The sequence below is a fragment of the Pseudodonghicola xiamenensis DSM 18339 genome, assembly GCF_000429365.1.
Taxonomy (GTDB): domain Bacteria; phylum Pseudomonadota; class Alphaproteobacteria; order Rhodobacterales; family Rhodobacteraceae; genus Pseudodonghicola; species Pseudodonghicola xiamenensis.
In genome coordinates this window covers 25,811-39,316 of sequence record NZ_AUBS01000008.1, presented here as the reverse complement: position 1 = coordinate 39,316, position 13,506 = coordinate 25,811, and the positions used below count along the sequence as shown (strand labels likewise).

General features: G+C 64.2%; 9 protein-coding genes. 2 read left to right on the top strand and 7 right to left on the bottom strand.

Annotation, left to right across the window (positions count from 1 at the left end; genetic code table 11):
* Positions 1–78 precede the first annotated feature (78 nt).
* On the top strand, positions 79–1,527 hold the full coding sequence (locus G455_RS0110485; RefSeq protein ID WP_028093662.1) for a TrkH family potassium uptake protein: 1,449 nt from the start codon (positions 79–81) through the stop codon (positions 1,525–1,527).
* 156 nt (positions 1,528–1,683) lie between these two features.
* Here the strand turns inward: G455_RS0110485 and gatB are convergent, their stop codons facing one another.
* The 5 genes from gatB to pepN form a co-directional block, all read right to left on the bottom strand.
* Entirely contained in the window at positions 1,684–3,195 is a 1,512-nt protein-coding gene (gene gatB / locus G455_RS0110480) for an Asp-tRNA(Asn)/Glu-tRNA(Gln) amidotransferase subunit GatB (RefSeq protein WP_028093661.1), read from the bottom strand.
* 76 nt (positions 3,196–3,271) lie between these two features.
* Complete coding sequence (locus G455_RS0110475; RefSeq protein ID WP_028093660.1) at positions 3,272–4,528, bottom strand: hypothetical protein; 1,257 nt, start codon at positions 4,526–4,528, stop codon at positions 3,272–3,274.
* Positions 4,529–4,733: 205 nt separating this feature from the next.
* Complete coding sequence (locus G455_RS23810) at positions 4,734–5,195, bottom strand: hypothetical protein (protein WP_035366589.1); 462 nt, start codon at positions 5,193–5,195, stop codon at positions 4,734–4,736.
* A complete protein-coding gene (locus G455_RS0110465) occupies positions 5,176–5,919 on the bottom strand; it encodes a glucose 1-dehydrogenase (protein ID WP_028093659.1) in 744 nt (247 codons plus the stop codon). The genes G455_RS23810 and G455_RS0110465 overlap by 20 nt, the downstream gene beginning before the upstream one ends.
* Positions 5,920–5,922: 3 nt before the next feature.
* Positions 5,923–8,475 (bottom strand): aminopeptidase N, encoded by a 2,553-nt coding sequence (pepN, locus tag G455_RS0110460; RefSeq protein WP_028093658.1) that lies wholly within the window; start codon positions 8,473–8,475, stop codon positions 5,923–5,925.
* Positions 8,476–8,691: 216 nt separating this feature from the next.
* Between pepN and G455_RS0110455 the strand changes: the two genes are divergently transcribed.
* Positions 8,692–10,839 (top strand): malate synthase G, encoded by a 2,148-nt coding sequence (locus G455_RS0110455; RefSeq protein ID WP_028093657.1) that lies wholly within the window; start codon positions 8,692–8,694, stop codon positions 10,837–10,839.
* 27 nt (positions 10,840–10,866) lie between these two features.
* Here G455_RS0110455 and G455_RS0110450 read toward each other — a convergent pair whose 3' ends face one another.
* Positions 10,867–12,285, bottom strand: coding sequence for an amidase (locus G455_RS0110450; RefSeq protein ID WP_028093656.1), 1,419 nt, complete (start codon positions 12,283–12,285; stop codon positions 10,867–10,869).
* Between the two features lie 141 nt (positions 12,286–12,426).
* Positions 12,427–13,449 carry an ABC transporter substrate-binding protein gene (locus tag G455_RS0110445; protein WP_028093655.1) on the bottom strand — a complete coding sequence of 341 codons (1,023 nt, stop codon included), beginning with the start codon at positions 13,447–13,449 and terminating at the stop codon, positions 12,427–12,429.
* Positions 13,450–13,506: the final 57 nt, after the last annotated feature.

Below are 13,506 nucleotides of genomic sequence, written 5' to 3'. Positions count from 1 at the left end.
GCTGGGGGGCGCCTCCCGCTTTGCCGTGGGACGGGCGGCACTTGACACTTCTGTCCACTGCCGCCAACGCTGCGCCTCATGTTTGACCTGCGCCCCGTTGGATATGTCATAGGCCTGTTGGTGACCATTCTGGGCGCCACGATGAGCCTTCCGATGATCGCCGATTTCGCCGAAGGGCGTGGCGAATGGCACGTGTTTTTTCAAAGCGCGCTGTTGACCGTTCTGGCCGGTGGCGCGCTTGCGCTGAGTTGCATGAACGGCGTCGGCGAGGGGCTGACGATCCAACAGACCTTTCTGCTGGCAACCGGCGTCTGGGTGGCGCTGCCGCTCTTCGGGGCGATCCCCTTCATGCTGGGAGAGACCGAGCTGCGCTTTGTCGATGCGTTTTTCGAGGCGATGTCCGGAATGACGACTACCGGCTCGACGGTGATCACCGGGCTCGAAAGTCTGCCCAAGGGGATTTTGCTGTGGCGGGCGATCCTGCAATGGCTGGGCGGCATCGGGATCATCGTGGTGGCGATGGTCTTCCTGCCGGAACTGAAGGTCGGCGGCATGCAGATCTTCCAGTCCGAAGCCTTTGACACCATGGGCAAGATCCTGCCGCGAGCCACCGCAATCGCCGGCCAGATTTCGACCATCTACATCGGGCTGACGGTGGTCTGCATGCTGGCCTATCTGGGGCTGGGCATGTCCTTCTTCGATGCGCTTTCACATGCGCTGACGACCTGTTCCACCGGTGGTTTCGCCAATTACGACAGCTCTTTCGCGCAGTTTTCCGGGCCAGCGGAATATGTCGCCTCACTGTTCATGATTCTCGCTGCGCTGCCCTTCGTGCGCTACGTTCAACTGCTGAACGGCGATGCCAAGCCGCTGTTCCGCGATAGTCAGGTCTGGACCTTCCTTGCTACCATCGGCGTGTTGGTGCTGATCACCACCTTGGTGCTGACCTCGATCTTCCCGCACCATTGGGAACAGGCCTTTCGCGAGGCGCTTTTCAATATCACCTCGATCATCTCGGGCACCGGATACGCCAGCGTCGATTACATGACCTGGGGCAGTTTCCTGGTGATGCTGTTCTTCTTCATCGGGCTGATCGGGGGCTGCGCCGGCTCGACCGCCTGTTCGGTCAAGATCTTCCGGTATCAGATCCTGTTTTCCTCCATCGCGGTGCAGATCCGCCGCATTCGCCAGCCGCACGGAATGTTCGCCCCGCGCTTTCAGGGCCGGCTGGTGAGCGCGGATGTGCTGAATTCGGTGATTTCCTTCTTCATGTTCTTCGTGGTCTCGCTGGGGGTGTTCGCCTGGGGGCTGGCGATGACGGGGCTCGACATGACCACTTCGATCTCGGGGGCGGCGACGGCGCTGGCCAATATCGGGCCGGGCCTTGGCGACAAGATCGGGCCGGCGGGAAATTTCGCCGGGCTGAACGATCCGGCCAAGTGGATTTTGTCTATTGCCATGCTGGTGGGCCGGCTTGAGCTGATGGTGGTCTATACCGTTCTGACGCTGCGGTTCTGGCGGGCCTGAGCCTGGGGCTGTGTCCCCGGGTGCCCTGTCTGAAACCGGGGGGCCGAGCCCCCATGATACCGTGCGCCTCAGCGTTCGGGCGGGGGGGCTTCCAATGAAAAAGCCCCGGCGCAGGGCCGGGGCTTGGGGTTTCACTGTCCAAAGTGAGGGGGCGGTTTACAGCCCCAGTTTTGTCAGAACGATATCGTTCACCGCCTTCGGGTTGGCCTTGCCGCCGGTGGCCTTCATCACCTGGCCGACGAACCAGCCGGCCAGCTTCGGGTTGGCTTTCGCCTTTTCCACCTGCGCCGGGTTGGCGGCGATCACTTCATCCACCGCGGCCTCGATGGCGCCGGTGTCGGTGACCTGCTTCATGCCGCGTGCCTCGACGATCTCGGCCGGATCACCACCTTCGGTATAGACGATCTCGAACAGATCCTTGGCGATCTTGCCCGAGATGTCGCCCTTGGTGATCAGGTCGACGATGCCGCCCAATTGCGCCGGGCTGACCGGGCTGGTGGCCAGATCGTGATCGTCCTTCTTCAACCGACCGAACAGCTCGTTGATGACCCAGTTTGCGGCGATCTTGCCATCACGGCCCTCGGCCACGGCTTCGAAATAGGCGGCGGTCTCGACCTCGGCGGTCAGCACCGAGGCGTCGTAATCGGTCAGGCCGAAATCGGCCATGTAACGGGCCTTGCGCGCATCGGGCAGTTCGGGAAGCGTCGCCTTGATGTCGTCGACCCAGGCTTGTTCGATTTCCAGCGGCAGCAGATCGGGATCGGGGAAGTAGCGGTAATCATGCGCCTCTTCCTTCGACCGCATCGAGCGGGTCTCGTTCTTGTCCGGATCGTAGAGCCGGGTTTCCTGATCGACCTCGCCACCCTCTTCGAGGATCTTGATCTGGCGCCGGGCCTCGTATTCGATCGCCGCCTGGATGAACCGCATGGAGTTCATGTTCTTGATCTCGCAGCGGGTGCCGAGGTGGCTGAAATCCTGGGTCTCCTGATACCGTTCATAATCGCCGGGCCGGCAGATCGAAACGTTGACGTCGGCGCGCAGGTTGCCGTTCTGCATGTTGCCGTCGCAGGTGCCGAGATAGCGCAGGATCTGACGCAGCTTGCCGACATAGGCCGCAGCTTCCTCCGGCCCGCGGATATCGGGGCGGCTGACGATTTCCATCAGCGCCACGCCGGTACGGTTGAGGTCGACGAAGGACATGTTCGGATCCATGTCGTGGATCGACTTGCCAGCGTCCTGTTCCAGGTGAATGCGTTCGATCCGGACCTTGCGCGCCACGCCGGGCGACATCTCGACGATGACTTCGCCTTCGCCGACGATGGGGTGATAGAGCTGGCTGATCTGATAGCCCTGCGGCAGGTCGGGATAGAAATAATTCTTGCGGTCAAACGCGCTCATCAGGTTGATGTCGGCCTTCAGGCCCAGCCCGGTGCGCACCGCCTGTTCGACACAGAATTCATTGATCACCGGCAGCATGCCGGGCATCGCCGCGTCGACGAAGGAAACGTTCGAGTTCGGCTCTGCCCCGAATTCGGTGGACGCGCCGGAGAAGAGTTTCGACCTGGAGCTGACCTGGGCGTGGATTTCCATCCCGATCACCAGTTCCCAATCGTATTTCGCCCCGGCGATCACCTTGGGCTTGGGGGCTTCGAATGTCAGATCCAGCATGGGCCTCGTCTCCGCAGAATACCGGTCTGCGTTCTAGGGCAGAGCGCGGGGCGGAGCAAGGGGCAGAGGCCCCCGATCAGGCGCTGCGGGCGACCACCGGGCCCTCGGGGGTGAAGGTGATGCGTAACCCGTGGTCAAGATCGTCGCGAAATTGGTCGGCGATGGCACGCAGCCCGTCGGCGCGGCCGCGCGCGGCAAAGCGACGGGTCGAGCTGACGTGGGCGTTGTTGTCAAAGCCTTCGGCGGCATGGGCCCAGATCAGCGGATGCAATTCGGTCAGGTGGTCGCGGATCAGCCAGGAGGCGCAGCCGGCAATCCGGTCACGGGTAGCGGCGGCGCCCGGCTGGCGCCGCAAGGTGATCGCGCAATAGGCGGCCAGCATGTTGATCATTGCCTGATCAGGGTGCCGCGCGACGATATCCTTCAGCCCATCGATAAAGAATTCGACATCCACCTGGGCCAGGGCCTGGGGGTCCTGCACCACGGCGTCGAAACAGACCCAGGCATAGCCGCCGGCGCCCCATGTGGGGTGTGTCCGGGCGGCGGTACGGCGGGCCTCAAGCTCCAGCTCGGCATAGGAGCCGGCGCGGCTGGGCAGCAGATGCAGCCCCAGGGCGCGGAAGGGCCGGGCGTTGCCGGGGGCGAGGTCGATCAGCGCGGCATAGGCATCGGCGATATCTCCGGTTCGGCCGTGGCGGGCGGCCAGCAGGGCGCAGCGCGCCGCGGCCAGCGCCGGGCTGGTCCGGGACTCTTCGGTGAACGGGTCCAGCAGATGCGCCGCGCGATCGAAATGGGCGGCGCAGCGGTGCCGGCTGAGCTTTGGCAATGCCTGCGGGTCACCGGCGCCGCGCCAGGCCCAGCCGAGGTCGATATGCGCCTGCGCCAGCACCAGGTTGATATAGGGATCGTGGCGATGGTCCTGCCGCATCGCTTCCAGCGCCATGATGCCGTCCAGTAGGGCGCGATCTGTCTTGCAACGTCCACGACCATCGGCCAGCGCCTCTTCTGCGGCCAGCACCACATCCGAGCGCGCGCCATAGGACAGGTGATCCGTCAGCGGCGTGCCGCCGGGGGTCAGCGCCCGGCTGGTGTCGGCGGCGGCAAGCGCGCGGGAAAGGTCGGCCCAGCGGTCCTGACGGGCCAGGAACAGACCCTGGGCCCGGGCCTCGCGCGCGGCCTCGTCCTCGGGGGAGACGTCGCAGACCGGGACGTCAAGCAGCGCCTCGGGAACGGGCGCGGCCGGTGACGGGGGCGATGGGTGGAGGCGGGCCATGGTCTGGCTGAGCAGCTTGGACGGTAGCGCGCCAAGGACGCGGCGGGGGGTACTGAACATCTTCGATCCGGGCAGCAAGTCTTCGGAATAGATGTGAACCTGATGTCTCATTGGGGCGCAAATGGGGCAAGGCTGAGGTCTTTCCGGCCAGCATTTGCGGTATTTGGACGGCATTGTTGACGGGGTGGGGCCGACATCGCTGAAAACCCGGGGGCCCGGGTGGATTGTTTACGCTTGTGCCGGGGCGACGGCGGATAACCGCCGGTTAAAAAACGGTAAAGTGGTGCCGCTCCACCCGCAGATCGCGCGCGATGAGCCCTTGCTCAAGCCCACGGTGGTGGGGCAGCGACTCATGCGGGAGTTGGAGGTAGCGGCCCGATCGGAGCATCAGCCGCACCCGGACCGAGAAATCCCAGCGGGTGTCCATGCGGATATGGTCGATCTCGGACAGGGGAACCTCGCGCCGATGTCTGCCGCTCCACCAGCGGAAGGTGGTGGCGTCGATCTCCAGCCCGGCATCGGGGTTTCGGATCAGATCCGAAAGCGCCGGCAGGGTGGGCAGTGCCAGCAGGGCCAGCAGCCACCAGAGCGCATCGAGAAACAGATAGGCGGCGATCAGCACCAGATAGATCGCCGCCAGCAGGATGATCAGCCGGGCTGAGCGCGCCTGTTGCTGAAAGCGGAAGCGGGCTTCAGAGCCTGTTGCCTCAGCGCCCGCCGGAGACATCGAGCGTCGTTCCGGTGACATAGGACGCGCGGTCTGACAGCAGATAGAGGATCGCCTCGGCCACCTCTTCGGCCGATCCGGTGCGGCCCATGGGGACCCCTCCTATCAGCCGTTCGGGCCGTTCGGGATCGCCGGCCTTGGCGTGAATGCCGGTGTCGATCAGCCCCGGGCGAACCGCGTTGACGCGGATGTCGTCGCGCGCCACCTCTTCGGCCAGCCCCTTGGTGAAGATGTCGATGGCGGCCTTGGAGGCAGCGTAATCGACGAAGGTGTTGGCCGACCCCAGCCGCGCTGCGGCGGAGGAGACATTGACGATCACGCCGCCGTCGCCCTGAGCCTGCATCCTCAGCACCGCCTGTTTCGCCACCAGGAAGGGGGCGATCACGTTGATGTCGAAGGTACGGCGCAGCCGGGCATGGTCCATCTCCACCACCTGGGCGATGGGTTCGTTGATGCCGGCATTGTTCACCAAGGCGTCAAGCTGGCCGAAGTCGCGGTCCAGCCGGGCGAACATCGTCTCGATCGCCTCGGGGTCCGACAGATCGGCCTGCAGGATCAGCGCCCGCGCCCCGGTGGCGCGGACGTTGGCGGCCACCGCCTCGACCCCCTCGCGGTCGGCGCGGTAGTTCAGCGCCAGATCATAACCGCGCTCTGCCGCCAGCCGGGCAGTGGCGGCACCGATACCGGCGCTGGCGCCGGTGATCAGCAGGGTCGGGCGCGACATGGCTCAGGCCCCGCGGATGCGGCTGATCATCTCCGAGGTATCGCGGGAGAGATCGGGGGTGGTGGCGATCCGGTCCAGCTCCACCGCGATCTTGGCCTGACGCGCGGGGTCATAGCGTTTCCAGGTCTGGAAGGCGGTGCACATCCGCGCCGTGGTCTGCGGGTTCAGCGGGTCGAGCCGGATCAGCCAGTCGGCTAGCAGCTGATAGCCGGCGCCAGTCGCATCGTGGAAGCCCGCGTGATTGGCCGAAAGCGCACCGAAGACGGCGCGGAAGCGGTTGGGGTTCCTCCAGTTGAAATCGGGATGTTCGGTCAGTGCCTGCGCCACCGATACCGCGCGCTCCGGCGCGGCCTCTGCGATCTGCAGCATGAACCACTTGTCGATCACCAGCCGATCATCCTTCCATTTGTCATAGAAGGCGGCAAGCTCGGCCCCGCCTTGACCGGCCTGCAGCAGGCAGGAGAGCGCGGTGAGCGTCAGGGTCATGTTGTCGGCCGCCGCGTAGAGCGCCGATGCACGGGCACCGCCGTCGCGCCGGGTGATCAGCCGCAGCAGGGCACCGGCCAGCGCCCGTTTGCCGGATTGTTCGGCGTCGGGCTGATAGGGATCGGTGACCTGATTGGCCTCGTAAAGTTCCTCCAGCAGTGGCCCCAGCGCTTGGGCTTGGGCGTCGCGCAGATGCTCCACCGCCTGCCAGATCGCCATCGGATCGGGGGTGACGCCGCGATCGGCCAGCAGCCCCGCCAGCTCCGCCTGACCGGGCAGGCCGAGCATCAGGGCGCGATAGGCCGGATCGAGCGTCTCGTCGCGCATCAGCGCGCGCAGACCGTCGAGGTAATCGGCATCCGGATCGGTGGTGCCGGTCGCCATCTTCAGCAGCGTGTCCTGTGCCAGGGCGCGGCCGGCCTCCCACCGGTTGAAGGGATCGGTGTCATGCGCCAGCAGGAAGGCGCGTTCGCTATTGGTGCTTTCCCGTTCGAGGATCACCGGGGCGGAGAAGCCGCGCAGGATCGAGGGGACGGGGCGCGCCGGCAGCCCGTCGAAGCTGAAACTCTGCTTGGCTTCGGTCATCTCCAGCACGGTGGTTTCCAAGAGCTCGTCGCCATTGGGGCCGATCAACCCGACGGCGATCGGCAGCACCTGCGGCAGCTTCTCGGGCTGGCCGGGGGTGGGCAGGGTGGTTTGTTCGAAGCTGAGCGTATAGGTGCCATCGGCCCAATCTTCGGTCACCTTGACGCGCGGGGTGCCCGATTGCGAATACCAGCGCTTGAACTGGGTCAGGTCGCGCCCGGTGACGTCTTCGAAGACCTTCAGCCAATCCTCGATGGTGCAGGCCTGGCCGTCATGGCGCGCGAAATACAGATCCAGCGCCTCGGCATAGGCGGCATCTCCCACCAGGCGCTTGAGCATGCCGATCACCTCGGCGCCCTTCTCATAGACGGTGGCGGTGTAGAAGTTGTTGATCTCCTGAAAGCTTTCCGGGCGCACCGGGTGCGACAGCGGGCCGTTGTCCTCAGGGAACTGGCGGGTCCGCAGGTCGATCACGTCATGGATGCGCTTGACCGGGGCAGAGCGCATGTCGGCGGTGAACTGGCTGTCGCGGAAGACTGTCAGCCCCTCTTTCAGGCAGAGCTGGAACCAGTCGCGGCAGGTGATCCTGTCACCGGTCCAGTTGTGGAAATACTCATGCGCGATGATCGCCTCGATCCGTTCGAAATTCATGTCGGTCGAGGTGTCGGGAGAGGCCAGCACGCAGGAGGAGTTGAAGATGTTCAGCCCCTTGTTCTCCATCGCGCCCATGTTGAAATCGTCCACCGCCACGATGTTGAAGACCTTGAGGTCATATTCGCGGCCATAGCTGTCCTCGTCCCATTTCATCGACTTCTTCAGCGCCTCCATGCCGAAGGCGGTCTTATGTTCGTCGCCGGGCCGGACCCAGAGCTTCAGCGCCACCTCCTGGCCGGAGATGGTGGGAAAGCTGTCTTCGGTCGCCACCAGATCGCCCGCGACCAATGCGAAGAGATACGAGGGCTTGGGCCAGGGATCGTGCCATTCGGCCCAACCTTCGCCCTGTCCGGTGGGGTTGCCGTTCGACAGCAGCACCGGCAGATCGCCGTTGATCCGCACGGTAAAGACCGACATCACGTCAGGTCGGTCGGGGTAATAGGTGATCTTGCGGAACCCCTCGGCCTCGCATTGGGTGCAATACATGCCATTCGACATATAAAGCCCTTCGAGCGCTGTGTTGCCTGCCGGGTCGATCTCGACCTCGGCCTCCCAGATAAAGGGCGCATCGGGGGCGGCGGCGGTCAGCCCCTCCGGGGTGATCTCGGGGGTGATATCCTTGCCGTCGATGGTGGCCCGGATCAGCTTCAGCTTTTCGCCAAAAAGGAAGAATGTCCGATCCTCGGCCTCGGGATTGGGGCTGAACGCGATGCGAGAGGTCACCCGGGTGGCATTCGGAGCCAGATCGAAAGTCAGGTGCACCGAGTCGACCACATAGCCGAAGGGTTTGTAATCCTTGAGATAAACGGTTTCCGGGGCGGCGTCGCGCATGGCATTCCCTCTTGCTTGCTTGTGGCAGACGTTAGGCCGTGGCCCGGTCTGCCGCAAGTCACCCGATGGTCGTGAAAAGCCCGCCCGGGTTTTCCCGGTTCGGTTTGAAACTGCTTTTCGGGAAACCGGTCAAATCGCCTGACCAGATTTGTTGCCGATAGGAAACTTCTGCCCTAGACAGTGAACAACCCCCCGTTTCAGTAGGAGACACGACGAATGGTGGAGAGAGTGGAGCGCAGCGGGCTGCAGGTGGCGGAGCAACTGGCCGCTTTCATCGAGGCGCAGGCGCTGCCCGAGACTGGGGTGGAGCCCGTCGCCTTCTGGGACGGTCTGGCGCGGATGGTGACGGAGCTCGGCCCGAAGAACCGGGAATTTCTGGCGATTCGCGAGGGGATCCAGGGCAAGATCGACGCCTGGCACATGGCCCGGCGCGGCCAGCCGCATGATGCCGCGGCCTATGAGGCCTTTCTGCACGAGATCGGCTATCTGCTGCCCGAAGGAGAGGATTTTGCCATCGACACCAAAGGTGTCGATCCCGAGATCGCCACGATCCCCGGGCCGCAATTGGTGGTGCCGATCACCAATGCGCGCTTTGCACTGAACGCGGCGAATGCGCGCTGGGGCTCGCTCTATGATGCGCTCTATGGCACTGACGCGTTGGGCGATCTGCCGGCGGGCGGCGGTTACGACAGTGCACGCGGCGCGCGGGTGATCGCATGGGCCAAGGCGCATCTGGATAAGGCACTGCCGCTGAAGGGCGGAAGCTGGGCGGATGTGACCGGTCTCGACCAGGATCAGGCCGGGGTGCTCCTGTCGACCGATGCGGAAGAGCTGCGGCTTGCCAAACCTGCACAATATTCCGGGCGGTCGGCGGATCGGACTGAATATCTGTTCTCCTGCAACGGGTTGCACATCCGGGTCGTGATCGACCCCGAGACGCCGGTGGGCCGTGACGATCCGGCGGGGATCAGCGACGTGATCCTGGAGGCAGCGGTTTCCACCATCATGGATTGCGAGGACAGTGTCGCTGCGGTGGATGCCGAGGACAAGGTGCTGGCCTATTCCAACTGGCTGGGCCTGATGAGGGGGGATCTGAAGGAAAGCGTCACCAAGGGCGGCAAGACCTTTGACCGGGTGCTGGCGCAGGACGTGGAATTCGTGGCGCCCAACGGCATGCCCATCGTGCTCAAGGGCCGGTCGCTGATGCTGGTGCGCAACGTTGGCCATCTGATGACCAACCCGGCCATTCTGGACGCCGAGGGCGGCGAGATCCCGGAAGGGTTTCTGGACGCGCTTTGCACCGTGATGATCGCCATGCACGATCTGCAAAAGCCTTCGGGCAATTCGGTGCATGGGTCGGTCTATATCGTGAAACCGAAGATGCACGGTCCGGCGGAAGTTGCCTTCGCGGTCGAGATATTCGATATGGTCGAGGATATTCTCGGCCTGCCGCGCAATACGGTGAAGCTGGGCATCATGGACGAGGAACGCCGCACCAGCGTCAACCTCAAGGCCTGCATCCGGGCGGCGAAATCGCGGGTGGCTTTCATCAACACCGGTTTCCTGGACCGCACGGGGGACGAAATCCATACCTCGATGGAGGCCGGCCCGATGCTGCCCAAGGGCGAGATGAAATCAACCCCCTGGATCGCCTCTTACGAGGATCGCAATGTCGATATCGGCCTGGCTTGCGGGTTGCAGGGCAAGGCGCAGATCGGCAAGGGCATGTGGGCGATGCCCGACAAGATGGCCGACATGCTGGCGGCCAAGATCGGCCACCCGCAGGCGGGTGCCAATTGCGCCTGGGTGCCGTCGCCCACGGCCGCCACGCTGCACGCGACGCATTATCACCAGGTCGATGTCTTCGCCCGCCAGGATGAGATCGCCCGGGGTGGCCCGCGCGGCACGCTTGCCGATTTGTTGACCATCCCGGTGATGGAGGGCCGCAACCTGAGTGATGAAGAGATCACCCGCGAGATCGAGAACAACGCGCAGGGTATCCTGGGCTATGTGGTGCGCTGGGTCGATCAGGGGGTGGGCTGCTCCAAGGTGCCCGATATCCATGATGTCGGGTTGATGGAGGATCGCGCCACCTGTCGGATCTCCAGCCAGGCGCTGGCCAATTGGCTCTATCACGGGGTGATCGACGAGGATCAGGTGATGGCGGCGATGCGCAAGATGGCCGCCGTGGTTGACCGGCAGAATGCAGGCGATCCGGCCTATACGCCGATGGCGCCGGGCTGCGATGGCATCGCCTTCCAGGCCGCCTGCGATCTGGTCTTCAAGGGGCGGGTGCAGCCTTCGGGCTATACCGAGCCGGTGCTGCACCGCCGACGGCTGGAACTGAAGAAGGCGCGCGGCTGACAGGTCGCCCCCCTCGCGGCCCGCGCGTCACAGCGCCGGGCGGGCCGCGCTGCTGCCGTACCAGCCGCCCACCGCGCGTTCGAAGGCCATGGCGGCCTGGAACACGGTGGCGTCGCGATAGGTGGGGCCGACGATCTGCATCCCCGTCGGCACACCGCTTGCACCAAAGCCGGTGGGCACCTGCAACACCGGGCAGCGGCTGAGCATGTTGAAGGGCGTGGTCAGAACCCAGCCCAGTTCCGGGCGCACCGGGGTGCCGTCGATCTCAAGCCCGCTCTGGTCGTAATCGGCCGGCACCGCGGGTACGGCGGTGGTGGGGCAGATCAGCACGTTGTAATCTTCCAGCAGGGGCCCGAGCCGGGCATAGGCGGCATTGGCGATCTCCAGCGCCTCGACGAATTGCGCCACGGTGCTGTCGTGCGATTGGGTCGCGAAATCGCGGCAATAGGCGGTCATCTGATCGCCATGTTCGGCCAACAGCCCGGCGAGCGATCCACCCAGAACATGCGACAGGTGCGCCCAGCAGGCGCGCTGAACCTCATCGCCCCAGCCGATGTCGATCTCATCGACCGTGGCGCCCAGATCGCGGAATACCTGGGCGGCAGCGCGGGTGTTGGCCTGAACCTCCTCTGTCACCGTATAGCTGCCCAGATCCATCGACAGCGCGATGCGCCAGCCCTTGAGGTCGGGATACTCCGCTGGCAGCACCAGCTTGGGATAAAGCGTGGCGATATCGCGGGGGGTGGGGCCGCACATCACGTTCTGCAGCAGGATCGTGTCCGACACGCTGCGCGCCAGCGGGCCGGTATGGCAGTAGAAATCCAGATTGAAGGGGGCGTCGTCGGGATTGCGCCCATAGGGCGGCTTGTAGCCCACCAGCCCGCAGCAGGACGACGGGATGCGGATCGACCCGCCGATATCCGACCCGGTGGCGAGTGTGGTCATCCCCGCCGCCAGGGCCGCGGCCGATCCGCCGGATGATCCGCCGGGGGTATAGGCGGGGTTCCAGGGGTTGCGGGTGACGCCCCAGAGCCGACTCCAGGTCACCGCGCCGCAGGAGAATTCCGGTGTGGCGGTGCGGGCGTGGATGATGCCCCCTTCGGCCAGAATGCGTTCGTTGTTGACCGATGTCTCCTCGGGCACGAAGTCCTGGGTGATGAGGGAGCCATAGGTGGTTCGCTTTCCGGCGATGTGGCTTTCATCCTTGGCCGCCACCGTCAGCCCGTCGAGCGCGCCCTTCGGGGCGCCTCTGGACCAGCGGTCGGCTGCGGCGTGAGCGGCCCTGCGCGCCTCGTCGAAATAGCAATCGGTAAAGGCATTGACCGGATCGCGCATTGCCTCGGCCCGGGCGATCTGGGCGTCGAGCAGTTCCAGCGGTGACAGGCTCTTGTCGGCGAAACGCCTCAAGGCCTCGGTTGCGGTCATGTAGATCAGATCATCGCTCATCGTCAGGGCCTTGCGCGGAGGAGGGCGGGCGGTGAGGTGGATGGGATGAACAGGCGCCAGGTGCGGTGGTCATGGTGCTCCCTCCCCGCATGCGGGGGAGGGAGGGGGTGAGGCCTGTCAGATCGGGCTTACCCCTGGTTGTCACTTCTGCAGGTCGGTCCAGATCCGGGTGTAGAGCTTTTGCACCTCGGGCGGGCAGGTCGGCAGGAAGCGGCCGGCCGATTTCAGCTCTTCGGGGATGACGATCTCACGCGCGGTCTTCATGTCTTCCGGCATGAACTCCTCCGATCCCTTGATGCCATTGGCATAGCGGGCGAATTTCGAGATCAGCGCGGCATTTTCCGGCTCCATGATGAAGTTCATGAACTTCTTGCCGGCTTCGGGGTTCTTGGCGTCCTTCAGCAGCGCGACCGAGTCCATCCAGACCACATAGCCCTCTTTCGGATAGCCATAGTGGACCGCCGGGTTCTCAAGCCGCATGCGGAAGGTCGAGCCGTTCCAGTTCACCCCGGCCCAGAGATCTTCCTTGGCGAATTTCTCGATATTGCCGTAATCCATGCTGAGCCAGCTTTTCTTGGCTTCCATCAACCCGGCGTGGACCTTCTTGAGGATCTCCTTGTCGCTGGTGCAGGGCTGGCCGCCGTAATACATTATCGCCAAGCCCATCACGTCGCCCATTTCGGGCACCACGTTGATCTTGCCCTTCAGTTCCTCCGGCGGGTCGAGGAAGATGGCCGAGGTGTCGATATCGCCGTCGTAGTATTTGGTGTTCACCGCCACGCCGGTGGTGCCCCATTGCCATGGCACGGTGTAATGGCGGCCCGGATCCCAATCGACGTTGACCCACATCGGATCCATGTTCTTGAAGTTCTCCATCTGATCTGGGCGGGATTCGGCCAGCAGGCCCTCCTTGATCCAGATCGGCACATAGCCGGCCGAAGGCACCACAAGATCATAACCATGGCCGCCGGCCTTGACCTTGGCGAGCGCGGTGTCATTGCTGTCGAAATCAGTAACGATGACCTTGATGCCGGTCTCTTTCTCGAATTTCTCCAGCAGTTCGGGGTTGGTGTAATTGCCCCAGTTATAGAGGTTCAGCTCTTCCGCCGAAGCGGCGGCAGCTGCCATCGCCAGGACAGAGGCTGCGGCAAACAGACGTTTCATGGGTTCAGGTCTCCTTGTTGGGTTCAGTCGGTAGAGCCGGATTCTTGGATGTCCGGT

Excerpts from the sequence above, each read along its gene's own strand:
- G455_RS0110445 (WP_028093655.1), bottom strand. The coding sequence starts at position 13,449 with ATGAAACGTCTGTTTGCCGCAGCCTCTGTCCTGGCGATGGCAGCTGCC.
- G455_RS0110450 (WP_028093656.1), bottom strand. The coding sequence starts at position 12,285 with ATGAGCGATGATCTGATCTACATGACCGCAACCGAGGCCTTGAGGCGT.
- pepN (WP_028093658.1), bottom strand. The coding sequence starts at position 8,475 with ATGCGCGACGCCGCCCCGGAAACCGTTTATCTCAAGGATTACAAACCC.
- G455_RS23810 (WP_035366589.1), bottom strand. The coding sequence starts at position 5,195 with ATGTCTCCGGCGGGCGCTGAGGCAACAGGCTCTGAAGCCCGCTTCCGC.
- gatB (WP_028093661.1), bottom strand. The coding sequence starts at position 3,195 with ATGCTGGATCTGACATTCGAAGCCCCCAAGCCCAAGGTGATCGCCGGG.
- G455_RS0110455 (WP_028093657.1), top strand. The coding sequence starts at position 8,692 with ATGGTGGAGAGAGTGGAGCGCAGCGGGCTGCAGGTGGCGGAGCAACTG.
- G455_RS0110485 (WP_028093662.1), top strand. The coding sequence starts at position 79 with ATGTTTGACCTGCGCCCCGTTGGATATGTCATAGGCCTGTTGGTGACC.
- G455_RS0110475 (WP_028093660.1), bottom strand. The coding sequence starts at position 4,528 with ATGTTCAGTACCCCCCGCCGCGTCCTTGGCGCGCTACCGTCCAAGCTG.
- G455_RS0110465 (WP_028093659.1), bottom strand. The coding sequence starts at position 5,919 with ATGTCGCGCCCGACCCTGCTGATCACCGGCGCCAGCGCCGGTATCGGT.